Source organism: Candidatus Dormiibacterota bacterium, from assembly GCA_035532835.1.
Lineage (GTDB): Bacteria > Vulcanimicrobiota > Vulcanimicrobiia > Vulcanimicrobiales > Vulcanimicrobiaceae > DAHUXY01.
Map to the genome: position 1 here is coordinate 21,785 of DATKQG010000024.1, position 19,884 is coordinate 41,668.

Here is a 19,884-nt window from a genome sequence, read left to right on the forward strand (position 1 = left end):
GGCGCGGTTCTATCGAGCGACGATCGAGGCTGCGACTGCGGCGCCGGCGAGGGTGGCGGCAAAGTTCACCGCATCGTTTTCGAACCATGCGATCCCGCGGCGGACGACGGTGGCGGTACCGCAGATGTGAGGATTGCTTTCACAATCGCGCTTGCATGAAGGGCAGTAGCGTAATGCTTGTACGCTGCCGCCGAGCAGCGAATCGACGGTCGCGCCGATAAATCCGGCTAGCGCGATGGGCCAAAAAGGCGCGACGTGCGCGGCTTGCGCTACGAGCGCTACCGCTACCGCCCCGATCGCCGCCGCGGCGGTTCCCGCCGCCGAGATGCCGCCCGAAAGTCCGGCTGCGAGCGGTCGCAACGTCAGGATCGAGCGGGGCCGTCCGCCGATCCACGTGCCGATTTCGGTGCCCCACGTATCGGCGGACGCCGCCGCGAAGGCGCCCGCAAAGGCGGCTGCAAGCGGCGCTCCCAGAAATCGCGCGAGAACGATGGCGGCCGCCGCGATACCGCCGTTCGCAAGCACTTGGCGCGCGTCACGCGCACCCGATTTTGCAATATCCACGAGCCCACGCTTGCGCTCGCGCCCCAGCCGCGAGAGCAGTGCCGACGGAACGAAGAAGGCGAAGAGCACGAGCGCTGCGGGCCATCCGCCGGCGCCGAAGGTGGCGGCGCCGATCGCCCACGCGGCGATTGCACCGGAACGATCCAGCGAACGCGCTCGGAATGCGGCGTACGCGACGATCGCCGCAAGCACGCATCCGAACGCGGCTTGCGTCACGCGGTTGCGTGTGCCGCGAAATGGCGCTCGAGCGCGTCGAGCAATCCGTCGGTGGTGAAGACGTCGGCCACGACATCCGGCTCCAGGCCGATCGCCCGCGCCGCGTCGGCGGTGATCGGCCCGATACAGGCCACCACCTTACCGCGCGCCGCATCGCGCGCCGCGGCTTCGCCGCCTAAGGACGCCGCGAAAGCATCGACCGTGCTCGCGCTGGTAAAGGTGAGAATGTCGGCGCGTTCCACGTTGCCGGCGAACGCGTCGTCGTGGGAGAACGTCGTCTTATATGCTGCGGCAACCGTTACGTCGCGATCCGCGTCGCGGAGCATCTGCGGCAACACGTCGCGCGCATCTTGCGCGCGATAGATCGCGATCCGATCGCCCTCGCGCGTCGCTTCGATCAGCGCGCGAGCGATCTCTTCGCCGACGAACGCGGCCGGAACCAGATCCGGTCGCACGCCGTAGCGCTCCAAACGCTGCGCGGTTTTACTGCCGATTGCGGCGATCTTTACGCCGCCCAGCAGGCGCGCATCCGCGGCCAGCGATCGCACGCGGTCGAAAAATGCATCGACGCCGTTCTGCGAGGTGAAGACGATCCATGCGTAGTTCGCGATCTCATCGACGAGCCGGTGCGCCGCATGGACGTCGTCGGGCGGCCCGATCTCGATGGCGGGAGCGAGGATCGGTTCGATACCGCGCGCGTAGAGCGCGCGCGCGAAAGATTCCGCTTGGGCGGCCGGCCGCGTCACCAGGACGCGCTTCCCAAAGAGCACGCCGCTGTCGAACCACGCAACGTCTTCGCGCACCGTGACGACGTCGCCGATGATGACGATGGCCGGAGCGCCGAGCCCCGCGCGTTGTGCCTCGCCCGCGATCGTCGCGAGCGTCGCGACGATGGTGCGCTGCGTCGGGCGCGTGCCGTCCTGAATCACGGCGGCGGGCGTGGATGGCGCGAGGCCGTGCGTGACGAGTTTGTCCGCGATGGCTGCGAGGTTGCCCATCGCCATGAGGAGCACGAGCGTGCGATGCGGGTCGGCCAGTTTCGCCCAGTCCAGCGTCGACTCGGGCTTGGTCGGGTCTTCGTGCCCGGTCGCTACCGTAAACGCGGTGTTGTGGTCGCGATGCGTCACCGGAATTCCGGCGTAGGCGGGCGCCGCGATCGACGAACTGATGCCGGGAACGATTTCGAACGGAATCCCCGCCGCGCGAAGTTCTTGCGCCTCTTCGGCTCCGCGGCCGAAGACGAACGGATCGCCGCCCTTCAGGCGCACGACGCGTTTGCCCTCGCGTGCTTTGCGTACGATCAGCGCCTCGATCTCATCCTGCGGAAGCGCGTGGTTGCCGCCGCGTTTGCCGACAAAAATGCATTCGCAATCCGGTGGAACCATCGCGACGGTCGGGTCGCTGGCGAGCGCGTCGTACAGCAACACGTCCGCGTTTCGCAGCGCTTCGGCGGCGCGTAACGTCAGCAGGCCCGGATCGCCCGGGCCTGCGCCTACGAGGTAGACCTTGCCTGGATGGCTACTCATCCGTGTCGATTGCGGCCGAGGCCGGCAGCAGGTGGGCGATGTGATCGGCGAGATCGAGTTCGAAGAGTTCGTCGAGCACGCGTGCGTGCGAAATCGCCTCGGAGTGATTGCGCGATGCGGTCGCGCGAATGCGGGTAACGGCCGAGTGGAGCAACTTCGAAACGATCGTCATCGACATGCCTGCGACCAGCATCTTCTCGCGTTCGGTCAATTCGGGGCAGCGAGCGAACAGCCGCGCGACCTCGGATTCGCGGATCGCCTCGGCTTTGCGGGTCAGCGAGGAGATGATCGGTACCGCCACGCGTGCGCGGTACCATTCGTCGAACCGCTCGATGTAGGATTCGATGATCTCCTCAACATCCGGAATCGATTCGCGCCGCGTGTCCAAGTTTCGGTCGACAACGGATTTGAGCCCGTCGATATCGACCATCGTCACGTTGGGAATCTCAACGACGCTGGGTTCGGCATCGCGCGGTACCGCGATGTCGATGATAAAGAGCGGTCGCTCCGGGCGTGCCGCCATCGCTGCCGTGATGTTCTCGCGCGTGAGCACGAAGTGCGATGCGCCGGTGGACGTGACGACGATGTCGGCGGAGGAGAGCGCTTCCACCAGCCCCGGCATCTCGACGGCTTCGCCGAATCCAACCTCGGCGATCAAATCCTGCGCGCGCGACATCGTGCGATTGGTGACGATGAGGTGCGTCGCGCCTTCTTGCCGTAGGCGTTTGACCGCGGTGCGGCCCATCTTTCCCGCGCCGATGACGACGACCGAACGGCTATCGAGCGATCCCAGCCGAGCCTTCGCGGCTTCGATCGCGGCGGTCGCGATGGAGACGGATTCATCGCCGATGTGCGTCTGCGAACGGGCGGTCTTTCCGGCATTGAGGGCTTCGCGAAAGAGCCGGTGCAAGCTCTTGCCCAGCGCCTTGGCTTGGTGCGCCGCGATGTACGCGTCCTTGACTTGGCCCAAGATCTCGGCTTCGCCGATCAGCATCGAATCCAAGCCGGTCGCGACGCGGAACAGGTGCTCGACCGCCTGGCGCCCGAGCAGCGTGTACATATACGAATCCAGGTCGTATCGGGTGCGCGCCGAGCCATGGCCGAAATTGCCCAGGAACGATTTGAGCTGCACGACGCCGGCTTCGTAATCGTCCAGCTCGGCATAAATTTCGAGCCGGCCGCAGGTTTGCAACATTGCGGCTTCTTTGACGGCGCCGTAGTCGCGCAGGGCCGTCAGCGCTTCGGCCATACGGGAGGCGGGAAATGCGTGGCGCTCGCGGACTTCCACGGGAGCGGTGTTGTGGGAGAGCCCCAAGCAAACGATCGGCACCTAGGCCATCCTCACGATTGATGCACCAGCGAGCCCGCTAACGAACCGGACATATCCCGATCCTACGGCGCCGCGGCGCGGGCGGCAAGTGGATTGATAGCAGGCCTGGCTCACGGGCGCTCGAGGATCTCCGTGAGGCTGGCGTCGGCCGCGGCCAGGGTGAGTTCGATATCGCGCGTGGTGTGCGCGCTGGAAACGAAGCCGGCTTCGAACTGCGAAGGGGCGAGATAGATGCCGCGATCGAGCATAGCGTGAAAATACTTCGCGTAGAGTGCCGTATCCGACTTCATGGCGCTCTCTAAATCCGTGATGGGCGGTTCGGCGAAGAACAGGCCGAACATCGAGCCCGCGTAGGCGACCGCGTGGGGAACGCCGTGCTTGGTAAAGATTTCGGCTAAGCCGTCGGCCATCAGCTTGCTGAGGACCTCGAGCCGATCGTATAGCGTGGCGTCGTCTCGGATGATGCGCAGGGTCGCGATCCCGGCGGCCATCGCCAGGGGGTTGCCCGAGAGCGTGCCGGCATGGAAAATCGGCCCCTGGGGCGTGAGCTGCTCCATGATCGTAGCCCTTCCCCCAAAGGCTCCAACCGGGAGCCCGCCGCCGATCACCTTGCCCAAGGTCGTCAGGTCGGGCATGATGCCCTCGCGTTCTTGGACGCCGCCGCGAGCGACACGAAAGCCGGTCATCACCTCGTCGAAGATCAGCAGGGCGCCGTTTGCGGTACAGAGCTCGCGGAGCCGTTGCAGGTAGCCGGGCTTGGGCAGCACGAGGCCCATGTTGCCGACGTAGGGCTCGACGATGACGCAGGCGATCTCGTCCGGGTGCGCGTTGAAGGCGACCGCAAGGGCATCGGCGTCGTTGTACGGCAGCACGATCGTATCGGCCGCCGTCGCCCGCGTGATTCCCGGAGAGTTCGGGACGCCGAGGGTGAGCGCGCTCGAGCCCGCCGCAATGAGAAACGGATCGGCGGCGCCGTGGTAGCAGCCGGCGAATTTTACGATCTTCTCGCGATGCGTGTATCCGCGTGCAAGGCGCACCGCGTTCATCGTCGCTTCGGTACCGCTCGAAGTGAAGCGTACGCGCTCGACGCCCGGCACCATCGCGCACACGAGTTCGGCGAGTTCGCTCTCCGCTTCGGTCGGCGTTCCGAACGAGCTGCCGCGCGCGGCGGCGCTCTGTACCGCTTTGACGACGGCGGGGTGCGCGTGCCCGAGAATGAGCGGTCCCCACGAGAGCACGTAATCGATGAATTCGTGGCCGTCGATATCGAAGATCGTCGCGCCGCTTCCGCTCTTCATGAAGACCGGCGTTCCACCGACGGCTTTGAAGGCGCGCACCGACGAATTGACCCCGCCGGCGATCGAGTTTTTAGCGCGCGCGTAGGCAGAGATCGAACGCTCGAACTTCACGGTGTTCCTTTCGGCGGGGCGGCGCACGCGCGCATCAAATCCTCGGGAGTGTTCACGTTGAGAAACCAGCGATCGTCGCCCGAAATCGCGCGCGAACGCAGCCGTTCGAGCAGCGCGTGCATCGCACCCGTGCCTTCGCGCAGCAGGGCGAACCCTTCGCGCACCAGCGCCGCGCGATCGTAGAGCGCCGCCAGCGGCTCGAGGCGCCCGTCGTGGCGATAGACCACCGCTTCGTCCTCCGGCATCCAGGCAGCCTCGAGACGCTCGAGCGCCGTCCGCTCGATGAGCGGGAGATCGCCGGCCACGGCGAAGATGCGTCGCGCTCGTAGCGCTCCGGCCGCACTCACCAGCGCGCCTAGCGGGCCCGCATCGGGCCAGCGATCGATCAAGACCGGGCATGCGAGGCGCTCGTCGAGTTCCGGTGAGAACCCTCCGCGCGCCGCAATCGCGATCGGCCAGCGGCCGCCGAGCCGTTCGAAAACGCGCACGAGTAAGGGCTCTCCGCCGATCTCGCGTTCGAGTTTACCGGGCAATCGGCTCGCCTTACCACCGGCGAGGATGACGATTGCCGCATCCGCTGCGGCTTCGGTTGGGGATATCACGCGTGCCCGTGCCTGCGGGCGTACTCTTTGGCGAAATAGGTAATGACGATATCCGCTCCCGCGCGTACGAAGCACGCGAGCAATTCGTCGATCGCGCGGTCCCCTTCGATCCAACCGTTGGCGATCGCCCCCTGCAGCATCGCGTATTCGCCGCTCACGTTGTACACCGCGATCGGTACGTCGAACGTGTCGCGCGCCTCGCGCACGATGTCCAAATACGGCAATCCCGGCTTGACCATGACGATATCCGCGCCTTCGTCGATATCGAGCGCGATTTCGCGCATCGCTTCGCGTGCGTTGGGCGGGTCCATCTGATAGGTACGCCGGTCGCCGAATTGCGGCGTCGAATCGGCGGCTTCGCGAAACGGCCCGTAGAATGCCGAGGCGTACTTCGCGCTGTACGCCATGATCGTGATATCGGTAAAGCCGTGCGCGTCGAGGGCGTGGCGAATCGCTTCGACGCGGCCGTCCATCATGTCGGACGGCGCGATGATATCGACGCCCGCCTGCGCGTACGTGACGGCGGCGCGTGCGAGCAGCTCGACCGTCGCATCGTTGTCGACGTTGCCCGCGGCGTCGATGATGCCGCAGTGCCCGTGGTCGGTGTATTCGCAATTGCAGAGGTCGGCGATTACGAGCATATCGGGCAATGCCGCTTTGATCGCGCGCACCGCTCGCTGGACGATGCCGTTCGGGTCGACGTTACCGGACGCAACCGCATCTTTGTGTTCGGGAATGCCGAAGAGCAGGACGCTATTGACGCCCAGCGCCGCGAGTTCGCGCGCTTCGGCGACCGCACCGTCCACGGTGAAGCGGCTGATTCCGGGCATCGATTGAAGCGGCCCCGCATCGCTTGGGCGCTCGACGATGAAGAGCGGTTGCACGAGGCGATCGACGCGTACGTGGTGTTCGCGGACGAGCGAACGCAAAGCGGGAGTGCGGCGCAGACGGCGTGGGCGAATCGGCATCATCGTTGGTGGAGTTGCTCCGAAATCAGGGTGACGAAGGCATCGATCGATGCTTCTTCGCAGATGGCGTCCGGGGTGAATCCCGCGGCGCTCGCGGCGCTCGCCGATTGCGGCCCCATCGCAGCAACGCGCGGGCGCTGCGTACGGTTGCGAAGTTCGGCGAGATACGGCTCCGCCGCCGCGACCGATCCGCTCGACGGGAACGCCAGCAGATCGGGCATGTTTTCGTGCTCGATTGATGAGGCTGCGGTGATCTCGATCACGGTGGCACCCCGTTCGCGCAGTGCGGCGGCGATGCGGCTGGGGCGATCTTGCGTGCGCGGCAAGAATACGAGCCTTCCGTGGAGCGTGGCCGGCGCGGCCGATCCGGCTTCCAGCATAGCGAGCAAATGCCGCCCCATTTCGGCGCCGATCGCCTCGGCTTCATCGAGCGAGCGTACGGTGCGTTCGAGCGCGTGACGGTAGACCGGGCCGTTCGGCACCGCATAGACACCGTCGACGTGGAGCGTCGAATCGTTTAATCGCGCGTGCACGCCGACCGGCGCATCGCAACCGGCCCGCAATTCGCGTAAGGCGGCACGTTCGCAACGGACGCAAAGCTCGGTGGCTTCGTCGTTGATCGCATCGCGGATGTGCGCCGTCAGCGCCTCTTCGCCGGAGCGCACCTCGACGGCCAACGCGCCTTGCGCCACCGCGGGCACGACGCTGCGGGGGTCGAACGGCACCGTGTGGGTGGCCCGTAGACGCAAACGATTCAGGCCCGCCATCGCGAGTACGATCGCATCGTATTCGCCGTCCCGCAGTTTGCGCAGACGGGTATCCACGTTGCCGCGAATATCGCGAAACTCGAGATCCGGGCGCAGCGCGGCCAGCTGCCAGCGCCGGCGCGGGCTGGAGGTGCCGACGATCGCGCCGCTCGGTAACGCTTCGAAGCTGGCGTACCGTTCGCTACAGAATGCGTCGCGCGCATCCTCGCGTTGCGAGAACGCCGCGAGTTGCAGATCGGGTTGAAGCTCGCTTGGAAGATCCTTGCACGAATGCACCGCGTAATCGGCGCGCCGGTCGCGCAGCGCGTGCTCTAATTCCTTGACGAAGACGTTGACGCTGCCGATCTCCGCCAGGGGCCGGTCTTGAACGCGGTCGCCGACCGTGCTGATCGAGAGAATCGAGGTCGCGATGCCGCGCTCGGCCAAGCGTGCCGCAACCCATTTGGTCTGCGTCATCGCCAGCGCGCTGGCGCGCGTCGCGCAGACGATGCTCGACGTACGCGTCGGCGGGGCGTCGCTGCGCAGATGTTCGATCGCGTGCTCCACTTCGTGCTCGGCGAGGATGGGGTTCATGCGCGCGAGTTCCTCGATGGGGCGCTCCGCAAACGCGCGCAACACGGCGGCTCGTTCCGATGGGTCGGGAGCGACGGCCTTAACGTACGCTCGTACCCGCGCGAGAGTCCGCGCGGCGGCCGCGTACTCCGGCCCGAAATGCGCTTCGATCTCGCGCGCGATGCGCTTGGAGAACGCCGGGGTGCTGCCGCCCGAATCGATCGAAAAGGTGAGATCGCCGACGCGCACGGTGGCAAGCATCGTAAAATCCGCTCGTTCGGGCGCGATGGCGTCGCACGCGAGAATGCCCTGCGCACGCGCGTCGCTCACGACCGCGGCGTTGACGGCTTCGCTATCGGTTGCCGCTATCACCAGGCGCGCGCCCGCCGTATCGCCGGGTGCGTAGGCGCGCTCCTCGCACGAGCCGCCGGTCTCGGTCGCCAACGCGCGCAGCCGGGCATCGATCTGCGGAGCGATGATGCGCGTCTGGAAGCCGGAGGCGATGAGCGCCTCGGCTTTTCGTAGGGCGACGTTACCACCGCCGATGATGAGGGCGTGGCGCCCGTCGGGCCGTAAGGCAATAGGGAGCATGGGCAGGACGCATGACTTCCGCACCGGCGCGCCAAAAACTGCACGCACACGTGGGAAGAACGATCGAACGCCCCGCCCGTGCGGCTTTTGTCGGTGCTCTGGTGGCGGCGTTGATCACGCTACCCGGCCTTGGCGCAGGCACGCTCTGGGATAATAGCGAGACGGCCTATGGCGAAGTGGCGCGCGAGGTGCTGGTTTACCATAGCTGGATCGTCATGCACCTCAACGGCGCGGCCTGGTTCGTACAGCCCCCGCTCTATTTCTGGATTGCCGCCCTATGCATGAAGCTTCTGGGGGTAACGTCGTTTGCGCTACGCTTGCCCGCCGCGCTGGCGACGATTTGCATGGGCGCCATGACCGGCTATGCCGTCTCGCGCCAGGTTGGGACGCGCGTCGGCATCTATGCCAGCGTGATCCTGTCGAGTTGCCTCATGCAAGCCGTCATCGGGCGCCTGGCGATCATGGACGCCCTGCTCGATCTGAGCGTCGCGCTCACGATTTTTTGGTGGTTTCGCAGCATCGAAGCGGGTGAAGACCGGTACTTCGTCTACGGATGGATCGCTGCCGGCTTCGGCTTCCTGGCAAAAGGGCTGGTCGCGCCGGTCGTCGCGCTGATGGTGATGGCTCCGTTTGTGGTTTGGAACGTTCGAGCCGAGCGCACGAGGTTACCCTCGCTGCGCGCGTGGGTGCTGGGCATCGGCGCGTGCGTCGCAATCTCCGCACCGTGGCTCGTCGCCATCGCGATCCATTCCGGTATCGGCGCGCTGATCGATCTGGTCGTGCACTACACGTTCGGGCGCTATACCGGCGTCATCGAAAATCAGGCCGGGCCGATCTGGTACTACCTCCCGGTGATGATCCTGGGATTTTTTCCGTGGATCGCGTTTCTGCCGATGGCGCTGGTCTACGGCGTGCAACAGCTCCGCGCGACTTCGGCCGGCGATCCGAGCGTGGCGCGGCTGTGGCGACTGGGCATCACCTGGATCGTCGTCCCGTTGGTGTTTTTCAGCTTCGCGCGGACCAAATTGCCGAATTACGTGGCGCTCGAATTTCCGGCGCTGGCGTTGGTGACGGCGCTGTACTTCGATGCGATGGTGCGGCGCGGCGTCTCTCGCGCCGCGATCGTCTCGGCTGCGACCGTGCCGATCTTCATCGGTATGATCGCGTTTGCGCTCTGGGCGTTCTCGCGAGACAACCGTTTTCCGCCGGATGCCTATAGTTTGGTTCCCGATCTCGCGAGCATGGGCGCGGCGATCTTCGTCGGCTCCGCGCTGAGCGCGGTGCTGTTCGCGCGCCGGGCCACGATGGGCATCGCACCGTACGCGCTCGTCGCGGCGACGCTGGTGGCGATGGACGTGCTTGCGCTCTTCGCGCTTCCGAAATCCGATCGGTTCAAACCGGTGCCGCAATTGGCAGCCATCATCGAACGCGATCGGCAACCCGGCGACGTCGTGGCGATCCAGAGCTATCGCGGCGCCAATTCGCTGGTGTTTTACACGCAGCCCGGCGTGCGGATTTTGGCGCCCGCCGGCATCGCGCCCAACGATGATGCCGCGAGCCCCCGCGCGGTCGTGTGCGCCGCGCCGCGCGTCTGGCTGGTCGCGCCTAAAGCGCGCCCGGCCTACGACCCGACCTACGGCCGGGACCGCCGCATCGTCGCGCAGTCCGGCAGCGCCGCCCTTTTCCTGATCGATGGACCACGCTGTGGAAATCCCAGGGGCGTCTAAGCCCGCTCTCTTATGGTTGGCGCGTGCCCGCACACCCTAAAGTGCTCGTCGTCGACGACGAACTGCATATTCGCGAGCTGGTCGCTTTTATATTGGAGGATTCCGGCTACGAGATCCGCGGCGTTCCCGACGGCTTCGAAGCGCTGCGGGTTTTAGAGACCTGGACGCCGGACGTAATTCTGCTGGATATCATGATGCCGAGGCTCGACGGCTTCGAACTCTTGCCGAAACTGCGCCAACTCACCGACGCGCCGGTGATCGTTCTGAGCGCTCGCGGCGACGTCCAGGATCGCGTCGCGGGCTTAGTGCGCGGCGCCGACGACTACGTCAGCAAGCCGTTCGACCCACGCGAACTCGAGGCGCGGATCGCCAAAGCGTTGCGCCGTCCAAAGTTGGCGGCGACGACGCTGTTGCGATACGCGGACCTCACGATGGATTTGGAGACGCACAGCGTTACCCGCGGTTCGCGCGCGATTCATCTCACACGACGCGAATTCGATTTACTGCAACGGCTGATGCGGTTTCCCCGGCGCGTTTTTTCGCGCGACGAACTGATCGAACACGTCTGGGGCTCCGATAGCAGCGTCGGTACCGGGGTCATCGAAACGTACGTTTCGTATCTGCGCGCCAAAATCGATAGCGGAACGTCCAACCCGCTGATCCGTACGCTGCGAGGTGTCGGTTACTCGCTGCGCGACGGATGAAATTCCGCCAGCTTCGCAACCGATTAACCTGGTGGTACGCGCTGCCGGTCATCGCGTTGGTTATCGCGATCGCGGTCGGCGGCGTCTCGATCCTCTTGCACGAAGCGGGACGCGGTATCCAAGAGCGCCTGCGCTTAGCCGCCCAAGACGTGGCGCGCCGCCCGGATCAAGTGCGCGAGCATTATGCGGGCGCGGCCGACCTCATCGTGATCGTGTTTCGTCGCGACGGGGCGGTGCTCTCGACGCAAACGATGCCGTCGTTCGATCGCGGAGGGCCGGGCGCATCGCGTCCGCAACAAGCGGGCTTCGCTGCCGGGTTCGTTCTCGCGCCGTTCGGCGTGCACCCTGTGGTGGTAGAGCGCAAGGGCTGGCGCATCGTCGTGCTGCCCAGGGTCGCGTGGCTCGCAAACATTCTCAAATGGTACGCGCTGGTCGCGGCGCTCGTCGTCCTGGCCGCTACGTGCGTGGCCTGGATCATCGCTCGGTACGTCTCCGCCAAAGCCGTCGCACCGCTGGTCGAAATGGCGAACGCGCTGGACCGTTTGGCGGGCGGTGAGTTTACCGTTGCGCCGATTCGTACCGACGACCGCAGCGAACTGGGGCATTTGGTTACGCTCTTCAACCATGCGGCCGATTCGATCGCGGTTTCGATGGAAGAGCGAAAGCGTTCGGAGGCGATGATGCGCCAGTTCGTGGCGGATGCCGGGCATCAGCTGCGAACGCCGCTCACCGTCATCCTCGGCTATGTCGATATCTTGGGCGCGCGCTCCGGCAACGCCGACCCGAAGATGATGCACGTGTTCGACGTGATGCATATCGAAGGCCAGCGCATGCGCCGGTTGATCGATCAACTCTTGACGCTCGCGCGAATGGACCGCGAAGAGGAACCGCGCGACGAACGCGTCCTGATGTCGAGCATGGTCGAATCGCTGCGCGACGAGTTTGCGTTTCGCCTCGACCCTCCCGACGTGCACGTCGCGATTGAAGACGATGCGGCGATCTCCGCGAATGCGGACGAGCTCTACGAAGCCCTCTACAACATTCTCGACAACGCGGTCAAGTATGGCGCCGGTGCGCCGATCGATGTGATCCTGCGACGAACGGGCGGCGATATCGCCATCGTTATCCAGGACCGCGGCCCGGGCATTCCGCCCGGCGAACGCGAGCGAATCTTCGATCGCTTCTATCGTGGAGAATCTTCGGAGGGTCTGGAAGGTACCGGCCTCGGCATGACGATCGCCCGCCGCGGCATCGAACGCGCGCACGGCACGATTTCGATCGAGAGCATGGAACCTCACGGCACGCGAGTCGTCGCGGCGTTCCCGATCGCGCTATAACAAAAACGAGGGCAGCGCGTTTGGCGCAACCCTCGCTTTTATGTTACGAAGCGTCGCTACTTGTAGCTGGCGACGTCCGCTTCTTTGACGGGAGAGGCTTTGTTCGTGCCGAGCGAACCGCGGATGTAGGTGATCACGTCGGCGATGTCCTTATTCGAGAGCTGCCCCTTCCAGGCGGGCATTTGCCCGTTGTAGGCGGTGCCTTCGACTTGGATCGATCCGTGCAGTCCGTCGAGCAAGATCCCGATGACCTTGTGCGGATCGCCGGTGACGACCGGATTGTTGGCGAGCGGCGGAATGGCACCGGGTTGGCCCAGGCCGGTTGCGGCGTGGCAACCGGAGCAGTTCGTTGCATAGACCTTCGAGCCGTTCGCGTCGGCCGGCGCGGCTGCTACCGTTGCGGGCGCCGCGGCGCCGCCGCCGGTACCCGTACCGGTGGTTGCGGCCTCCGCGGGCGCCGCGAGAATCTGCGCTTGGCTGAGCGACGGCGGTTGCTGCGCCTCTTTTGCCACGATCGAGTTTTGCCCGTAAATGGAGAGCGCGACGATCGCCGCGATCGAGATAAACGTGCCCCAAAGGATCGGGGCGCGCGAACCGTACGAGCGCGTCGTGCTGCGATCGAGCCACGGCAGTAAGAACACCACGACGACGAAGATCGTCGGAATGATGATCGCCGCGAACATTTCAACCCACGGCGCGTTGCCTAGGAAGATCGGGACGAAATTGAGCAGCCCGAAGAGCGAGAGGAAGTACCACGCCGGATAGGGCGTGAACGCGGAGTTGGTGGGGTCGGCCTTCGCGTCGAGGAACGGCGGAAGCACGAACGCGAGGAAGATCACGATCCCGAAGACGATCAGCGATGCGAACGCATCCATGAACATCTGGTCGGGCCAGAAACGTCCCGGTTTGAGCTTGCGCGGATCCTGCGCAACCGGGCCGGCGGGACCGTTGTGACGGAAGATTGCCAAGTGCGCGCCGACCAATGCGACCAATGCCGCGGGCATCAACCACACGTGTAGGCCGAAGAAACGGTTGATCGTGTTGGTGCCCATGACGTTGCCGCCTTGAGCGATGCTCTGCAAGATCGCGCCGCCCGGCGGCAACCCGGCGATGTTGAGCGAGACCTGCGAGGCGAAGTAGGCGTCCATATCCCACGGCAACAAGTAGCCGGTCAAGCCGAGTACCAGGGTTACGAGCAGCAGCAGCAGCCCGACGACCCACTGCAGTTCGCGCGGCGACTTATAGGCGCCCCAGATCAAGACTTGCAGCAAGTGCAAGAAGACCAGCGCGATCATCGCCGACGAACCCCAATAGTGGATGGACAGGATCATGTGTTCGAACGGGTTCAGATAGATCGCGCGGGTGGATTCCCATGCGGTCGCCGCCGATGGCGCGTAGAAGAACGTGAGAAAAATGCCGGTGACGATCTGCATGATCATCGCGAACATCGTCGCGCTGCCGAAAACGTACCAGTAACTCGCGCCACCGGGAATGTCTTCCACCAAGAAATCCTTCGCCATCGAGACGAAGCCGGTGCGCGACTCAATCCAGTTGAGCATCGATGCGATGATCCTTCCTTACGATGTGTACGAGATGACGATGCGGTCGGGCACCGTCGATTTATAGCGAATCCACATGATCTCGGCGGCGCCGCTCTGCTCGCGCAGCGGGAGCGGATCGAGACCGCGTGGTGCCGGCCCGGCGAGGTGTTCGCCATCGAGGGCAAATTGCGATCCGTGGCACGGGCATTCGAACTTATCCGCGCCGTCGTTCCAGGCGAAGCGGCAGCCGAGATGCGGACAGATCGGGCTGAAGATGACGAAGTCCAGATTTACCGCGTCGTAGCCGTCCACCGCGGCCGTGCTGCCCTTCTTGAAGAGGTTGGGGCGCTTGGCCTCAAACTTGGCCGGATCGACCTTGATGCCCCAAACGTACTCCTCGGACGACTGCTCGGGAAGGTACGAATCCTTCGCCTTGAGCTGAAAGGTCAGCTTGACCGGTTTCGCCGTTGCGGCCTGGAGCTGCTTAAGCTCGTCGGCCGTAAGCGGGGACCAGTTGCCCTTAGTCGTTTTGCTCGATGGGAGCAGCGACCCGACGATCGGGATCGCGAGGCCCAGGCCGATGACGCCGCCGATCACGAGTGTGGCGTTAGCCATAAACGTGCGCCGCGTCATCTCCTCGGGCGTGCCGGGGTCGTCGTAGGCGCTGTGGACCGAACGCTGGACGCCCTCTGAGGCATCCGCAGAATGCTTAGACAAAGCTCACTCTCTCCGGAAAGATGAATCGGATCCTTGTTTCCAATGGATTGTAAGCCCGCCCTCTTCCTAGGGGCGAGGACCTAACTCGGAGCGAGCAGACGGATGTCGCTTCGGAGCCCTACATCTTGTAGCTGTGGAGGCCGCTGATCCAGATATTGACGCCCAAATAACAGAAGATCGCGGTCGCGAACCCGAGGATGCTGACCCAGTTTGTCCGCAGCCCGCGCCAATTGTTGCGAGTGTGCAGATGCATGTACGCGAGATAGACGATCCAAGTCGCTAATGCCGCGGTCTCTTTGGGGTCCCACTGCCAGTAGGCGCCCCACGCTTCCTTCGCCCAGGCCGCCCCGGTGATGATGCCGATCGAGATCAGCGGCAATCCGATGGCGACGGCGCGATAGACGACGATGTCGAGTTGCGCGAGCGTCGGCAACGAGGTGAGCCAGGTCGCGGTGGGGTTGCCCATGGCGGCCGCGGCGGCAATTGCCGGCGTGTCGCGCGTGATCTTGGCCTGCTCGGTTCCGGAGTACGAAATGTTCGCATGAGCACCGGCGAAGTTCGCCGGCGTACCGGCGTCGCCGGCGGCGACGAGAGGCCCGGCCGGGCGCGAGCTGTAGTGGCGCTCCGCGTAGTATTTCACGAGATAGATGCACGAGAAGACGAACGCGACCAGAAACGCCGCATACGACGAAACGACGATCGGGACGTGGACCTTGGCCCAGTACGACTGCAGCGACGGTACGGCCGGCATCGTGCCTTCGTTCCAGGTGACGCCGTACGCGAGAAAAATCGCGGCCATCGCCAGCACGAATCCGCCCGCGAACCAGAGTTTGTAACGAATCGCGAAGCCGATGAAAATGGCGACCGACATCGCCGAAAAGAGCGAGAGCGAACCGTACAGATTCAGCAGCGGCCAAATATGCGTCAATTCGTAGCGCACGACCAACTGCGCGAACTGGGTAACGCAGCCGGCGATCGCGAGCGGAGCGCCCAAATTGCGCAGCCAGTCCTCGCGCGTAAAGAAGAACATCAAGAGCGCCAGCGCGCCGAGCGTGTAGCACGCCAGTGCCACGATCATCATCAGTTCGTCGACCGAAATATGTGAGCCCATCGTATTAATACGCCTCCGCGGGAGAGAAGTGAGCGCTGGGGCCGGGCGGCTCCATCGAACTCGTGAATTCCGCGATCAATTCGCGGAATTGGGTTTCAAAGATATCGTAGCCCTTTACGGTTGTAGCGGCTAGGCCGACCGTACAGGTTTGTGAATGAGCTTCCGCTTCGACGCGAACGTACAGGCGCGCGGGCAGGAAGTAGAACGAGATAATCAGGCCGGCGACGAGCACCAACGCGCCGATGCCGACCAAGGGGATGCCGGGATCGTAGCGATACTGAAAACCGCTGTACAGGACGTAACGGTTCGGGGTAATCTGCCAGCCGCGTCCTAGATCGATAGCGCTATGCAATGGGACCAGCGCGGCGCCCGCCGACGAGCCGCCCACGAAAAGGTTGAGTACGGTTGCCGGGTCGTTGACGCGCGGGTCCGCGGAGGGTTGCCCGCTTACGCGATCGACGGTCGGGACGAAGCGCGTGTATTCGATCGTGCTCTGCGTCCCGGGGATATCGATCGTGTCGCCTTCTTTTAACGTGCGATCCGAGAGCGATGCGACGCGCTTGCCGTCGTGCGTCACCAAGAAGCGCATTCCGAAACCGTAGCTCGACTGGTAGTACAGGGTCCCATCGACGTTGATGGGGTGGTTGACGCGGACCGTGTAGTTCTTCGGCACGCCGTTCTTGCCGGTGACCGTGACGTGCGAGACGTAGTCGATCGGTTGATAGACCATTCCGCTCTTGGTGGCGATCGGAGCGATCGTGTAGCGGAAGCTGTTGAGGTGGAAGATCGCGTGAGTCTGCGGAATTTCCGCGGTTTGGCCGGTGAGTATGGCCGCATCGCCGGAGAAGCCCTTGGCCCAGTAGATCGTCGTACCGGCCGCGATGATCACGAATCCGAGATGCGCGATCAACACTCCGCGGCGCGCCCAATTGTGCTTATCCGCAAAGCCCCACTCGACGCCGTCGAATTCGCGATTGCGAATATGCCAACCACGGTTACGAAAAAACGCCTCGACCTTCGCGCGGACGCCGGCTTCGTCGCCGCGCACGCTCACCGAAGCGTTGAGCGGGATCTTGTCGATTTTCACCGGCCGTAGGGGTGGAAGCCGGGCCGGGATCACTCGCTTGAACGTGCAAACGGCAAGCGAGAGCAAGATCAATCCGATGATGCCGACGTACCACGGCGAGTGATAGATATTATCGAAGCCCAGGCGGATCAGGGCTCGAGCGATCGGGGCGGGATACGCGCTGAAATAGGTGCTCGCGTCTTTGCCTTGGTCGACCACGACGCCGATGATCGTAAAGACGCCCCACACCAAGAACAGCAAGACGGCGAATAAGACGTTACCGAAGGTGCGTACGACGTTATCGTAGGCGGCATCGAGCGATGAGCGAGTTGCGATCACGACATCTCCAGGCTAGGCGGAAGCTTCAGCGCGTCGCCACGACTTCTCAAGCACGATGATAATCCAAATGGAAACTTCGTACAGAACGTACATGGGGAAAGCAAGCAAGGCCATGGTTAGCGGGTTGCCATCGGGCGCGGCGATTCCGGCGGCGATGACCATTGCGAAAAGTGCGTGGCGTCGGTATTTGCTCAGAAAGGCCGCGCTCACGATCCCCAGCCGCGCGAGACCGATCAAGACGATCGGCAGTTGAAAGATCAGTGCGAAGAGCGCGAGCAGAATCAGCAAGAAATTGAGCGTTTCGCTAACTCCGAAGGTCGGCGTCGCGATCGCATCCGTAATGCTCACCAGCGCCGCGATCACGCGTGGAATGACGATGAAATGCGCGAAGGCTAAGCCCAGCGCCGCCAGAAAAAACGAAGGCGCGATAAACGCGTAGACCATCCGCCGGGTGCGCGGGTGCACGGCCGGCACCACGAACATCCAGAGCTGGTATAAGAGCATCGGAAGGCCGACGATGATGCCGCCGATCACCGAAAATTTGATCTCGATGAAGATGACGTCGGCCGGGCCGAACGCGTGGAGCGTGATGCCGTGAAAATACGCGTTCACCATCCATTTGATGATGAATTGCGAGGGATAGAAGAGCACGAGCGCGATGACGCCGACGGTTCCGATCGCGATCAATAGACGGTTACGGAGCTCCCCGAGGTGCTCCGTAAACGACATCTCCTTCTGATCCCAAGCGTGCGGCTCGGTGACGGTATCCTGCAATTAGGCGCTCGGCGTGCCCTTGCCGGCGGTCGGCTGCGGGACCGCTTCGCCGGACATGCTTCCGGCCTCGACGTTGCTCATCGGATCCGCCGCGGCGGTCTGGGCCGCCATACGGGAACGGGCTTCTTCGCGGGCCTTCGCGGTCGCTTCATCGGCCTCGATCTGCCCCATCATGAATTCTTTCTTCGCCTGCCCGGCGCTGCGCGCCAGCTTCGGAAGCTTGTCGGCTCCGAAGAGCACGGCGCCCACCACCAAGATACCGATAATGATCGGCGCATCGATGATGGCAAAGAGTGGGTGGATGGACATAGGTGGTTATCTCCTCTCCCTACTCAAACGAGCAGGGCATCGGCAAGGTTCGCCAAGCTCTCTTTCGACACGCCTTCCCGAAGAGGCTGCAGCGCCGCCTTAGCGCGCACTACATACTCGCCGATCCGTTCGCGGGTAGCTTCGAGGCCACCCTGGCCGTCGATAGCGCGAATCATGCTACCGATCATCGCGCCGTTCTCGCTCCCGGCATAGAAACGCTCGATCGTCGAACGAAAGTTGCGATCGCCGCGCCCCAGCGCCAAAATCAAGGGAATCGTCATCTTACGCTCGGTAAGGTCGTTGCCGACCGGCTTGCCGACCGTCAGCTCGTCCGCGGTCATATCGAGCAAGTCGTCGTTCATCTGGAACGCGATCCCGTAGAGCTCGCCGAAGGCGTGCAGCGCGGCGATCTCCTCGCTCGAACCGCCGCCCATGATCGCCCCGCATTGCGCCGAAGCCGCGAACAGCGATGCCGTTTTCTTGCGCGCGACCTCCACGTAGCCGTTCAGGCCGAGATCGAAGTTGCCGAGCGCGCGAAGCTGCAGCACCTCGCCGTCGCAAATATCGGCCAGCGTCGACGAGAGTATGTTCGGCACCGGATGCGGGTAGTTTGCCGTGACGTTCTTGAATATCCACGCAAAGAGGTAATCGCCCGCGAGCACGCTGACGCGATTGCCGTAATCGATGGCGGTTGCGTTTACGCCGCGTCGCGTCTTCGCATTGTCGACGACGTCGTCGTGGATCAGCGTCGCAACGTGGATCAATTCCATGTATGCAGCCAAGTGCAGATGCTCCGCTGCATCCCCACCGCAGGCTTGCGCGGAGAGCAGCGTCACGCGGGGGCGCAAGCGCTTTCCCCCGGCCGCCAGCATGCGTTTTACCGCTTCGGTAATGATCGCGTTGTCGGTCGAAAACGACGACGCGAAGAATGCTTCCACGAGCGCGTAGAGGTTCGATTCGCTCTCAAGAGCCCCGTGCATCATGGATTCGTTCCATAGTGGATGGCGATCGAACCGCCCATCAACCGCACGTAGCCGCTCTGCGCGAATCCGACGCGTTCGAACCGCTCGCGGAGCGCGTCCGCATTGGGATGATGCGTGAGCGAATTGGGCAGATAGGTGTAGGCGCGTTTCGACCCGCCGATGATGCCGCCGATCAACGGCACGAGGCCGTAGAAATACAGATCGAATGCCCGTTTGAAGAGCGGGTTGGGCGCCTTGCTTACGTCGAGATTGACGAATCGCGCGCCCGGACGGAGCACGCGGCGCACTTCGCGTAGCACCTGGTCGATATCCACGACGTTGCGCAGGCTAAACCCCATAGTGGCTCCGTCAAAACTTGCATCGGCGAACGGCAACGCCATCACGTCGCCTTCCAAAAACGTCGCCCGTCCCCGCGCCTCGCGCGGTGCGCGCGCTCGGGCTCCCGCGAGCATCGGTTCGCAGAAATCGACCCCCGTGAGTTCCAGGCTCGGGTCGGTGCGCAGCAGATGGAACACCACGTCGCCCGTTCCGCAGCACAGATCGAGAATACGCCCGCCATGAGGCGGCGCGAGGAGCGCGATGGCGCGTTTGCGCCAGCGCTCGTCGAGGCCCGCGGTGAGAACGCGATTGGCGGCGTCGTAGCGAGGGGCAATGTCGGCAAACATCTCGCGCACGAACGCACCCTTGTCATTTCCGGGCGGCCGGAGCGTTGGCGTAGTGCTCATAGTTGATCTGTGCGGCTCTTTCAGAA

General features: G+C 64.0%; 18 protein-coding genes. 3 read left to right on the top strand and 15 right to left on the bottom strand.

Annotated features, from left to right (window positions below):
• Positions 1 to 9 precede the first annotated feature (9 nt).
• The 7 genes from VMW12_03580 to hemC all read right to left on the bottom strand — a co-directional run bounded on the left by VMW12_03580 (position 10) and on the right by hemC (position 8,525).
• Entirely contained in the window at positions 10 to 780 is a 771-nt protein-coding gene (locus VMW12_03580) for a DUF92 domain-containing protein (protein HUZ48807.1), read from the bottom strand.
• Positions 777 to 2,306 carry a uroporphyrinogen-III C-methyltransferase gene (gene cobA, locus VMW12_03585; protein ID HUZ48808.1) on the bottom strand — a complete coding sequence of 510 codons (1,530 nt, stop codon included), beginning with the start codon at positions 2,304 to 2,306 and terminating at the stop codon, positions 777 to 779. Before cobA ends, VMW12_03580 begins: the two co-directional genes overlap by 4 nt.
• Entirely contained in the window at positions 2,299 to 3,636 is a 1,338-nt protein-coding gene (hemA, locus tag VMW12_03590) for a glutamyl-tRNA reductase (protein ID HUZ48809.1), read from the bottom strand. The genes cobA and hemA overlap by 8 nt, the downstream gene beginning before the upstream one ends.
• Positions 3,637 to 3,746: 110 nt before the next feature.
• Positions 3,747 to 5,045: a glutamate-1-semialdehyde 2,1-aminomutase gene (gene hemL, locus VMW12_03595; protein HUZ48810.1), complete on the bottom strand. Its 1,299-nt coding sequence runs from the start codon at positions 5,043 to 5,045 to the stop codon at positions 3,747 to 3,749.
• Complete coding sequence (locus VMW12_03600; protein HUZ48811.1) at positions 5,042 to 5,647, bottom strand: molybdenum cofactor guanylyltransferase; 606 nt, start codon at positions 5,645 to 5,647, stop codon at positions 5,042 to 5,044. The genes hemL and VMW12_03600 overlap by 4 nt, the downstream gene beginning before the upstream one ends.
• Positions 5,644 to 6,615, bottom strand: coding sequence for a porphobilinogen synthase (gene hemB / locus VMW12_03605; protein HUZ48812.1), 972 nt, complete (start codon positions 6,613 to 6,615; stop codon positions 5,644 to 5,646). The genes VMW12_03600 and hemB overlap by 4 nt, the downstream gene beginning before the upstream one ends.
• The gene (hemC, locus tag VMW12_03610; protein HUZ48813.1) at positions 6,615 to 8,525 is read right to left on the bottom strand and encodes a hydroxymethylbilane synthase; all 1,911 of its coding nucleotides are present in this window, start codon (positions 8,523 to 8,525) and stop codon (positions 6,615 to 6,617) included. Before hemC ends, hemB begins: the two co-directional genes overlap by 1 nt.
• Positions 8,526 to 8,536: 11 nt before the next feature.
• On the opposite strand from hemC, the gene VMW12_03615 reads away from it, so the two are divergent.
• Genes VMW12_03615 through VMW12_03625 form a run of 3 tightly spaced genes read left to right on the top strand, consistent with a single transcriptional unit; the run spans position 8,537 to position 12,293 of the window.
• Positions 8,537 to 10,252, top strand: coding sequence for a glycosyltransferase family 39 protein (locus tag VMW12_03615; protein ID HUZ48814.1), 1,716 nt, complete (start codon positions 8,537 to 8,539; stop codon positions 10,250 to 10,252).
• A 23-nt stretch (positions 10,253 to 10,275) separates the two neighbouring features.
• Positions 10,276 to 10,956: a response regulator transcription factor gene (locus tag VMW12_03620; protein ID HUZ48815.1), complete on the top strand. Its 681-nt coding sequence runs from the start codon at positions 10,276 to 10,278 to the stop codon at positions 10,954 to 10,956.
• On the top strand, positions 10,953 to 12,293 hold the full coding sequence (locus VMW12_03625) for a HAMP domain-containing sensor histidine kinase (GenBank protein ID HUZ48816.1): 1,341 nt from the start codon (positions 10,953 to 10,955) through the stop codon (positions 12,291 to 12,293). Before VMW12_03620 ends, VMW12_03625 begins: the two co-directional genes overlap by 4 nt.
• Positions 12,294 to 12,349: 56 nt before the next feature.
• Here VMW12_03625 and VMW12_03630 read toward each other — a convergent pair whose 3' ends face one another.
• The 8 genes from VMW12_03630 to ubiE all read right to left on the bottom strand — a co-directional run bounded on the left by VMW12_03630 (position 12,350) and on the right by ubiE (position 19,858).
• Positions 12,350 to 13,852 carry a cytochrome b N-terminal domain-containing protein gene (locus VMW12_03630; GenBank protein ID HUZ48817.1) on the bottom strand — a complete coding sequence of 501 codons (1,503 nt, stop codon included), beginning with the start codon at positions 13,850 to 13,852 and terminating at the stop codon, positions 12,350 to 12,352.
• Between the two features lie 18 nt (positions 13,853 to 13,870).
• Positions 13,871 to 14,551 carry a ubiquinol-cytochrome c reductase iron-sulfur subunit gene (locus VMW12_03635; protein HUZ48818.1) on the bottom strand — a complete coding sequence of 227 codons (681 nt, stop codon included), beginning with the start codon at positions 14,549 to 14,551 and terminating at the stop codon, positions 13,871 to 13,873.
• 118 nt (positions 14,552 to 14,669) lie between these two features.
• Positions 14,670 to 15,662, bottom strand: coding sequence for a c-type cytochrome biogenesis protein CcsB (ccsB, locus tag VMW12_03640; GenBank protein HUZ48819.1), 993 nt, complete (start codon positions 15,660 to 15,662; stop codon positions 14,670 to 14,672).
• Between the two features lie 4 nt (positions 15,663 to 15,666).
• Positions 15,667 to 17,067, bottom strand: coding sequence for a cytochrome c biogenesis protein ResB (locus tag VMW12_03645; protein ID HUZ48820.1), 1,401 nt, complete (start codon positions 17,065 to 17,067; stop codon positions 15,667 to 15,669).
• Positions 17,068 to 17,079: 12 nt separating this feature from the next.
• A complete protein-coding gene (gene tatC, locus VMW12_03650; GenBank protein HUZ48821.1) occupies positions 17,080 to 17,841 on the bottom strand; it encodes a twin-arginine translocase subunit TatC in 762 nt (253 codons plus the stop codon).
• A complete protein-coding gene (locus VMW12_03655) occupies positions 17,842 to 18,150 on the bottom strand; it encodes a twin-arginine translocase TatA/TatE family subunit (GenBank protein HUZ48822.1) in 309 nt (102 codons plus the stop codon).
• 23 nt (positions 18,151 to 18,173) lie between these two features.
• Positions 18,174 to 19,133 carry a polyprenyl synthetase family protein gene (locus tag VMW12_03660; GenBank protein HUZ48823.1) on the bottom strand — a complete coding sequence of 320 codons (960 nt, stop codon included), beginning with the start codon at positions 19,131 to 19,133 and terminating at the stop codon, positions 18,174 to 18,176.
• Positions 19,130 to 19,858: a bifunctional demethylmenaquinone methyltransferase/2-methoxy-6-polyprenyl-1,4-benzoquinol methylase UbiE gene (ubiE, locus tag VMW12_03665; protein ID HUZ48824.1), complete on the bottom strand. Its 729-nt coding sequence runs from the start codon at positions 19,856 to 19,858 to the stop codon at positions 19,130 to 19,132. Before ubiE ends, VMW12_03660 begins: the two co-directional genes overlap by 4 nt.
• Positions 19,859 to 19,884: the final 26 nt, after the last annotated feature.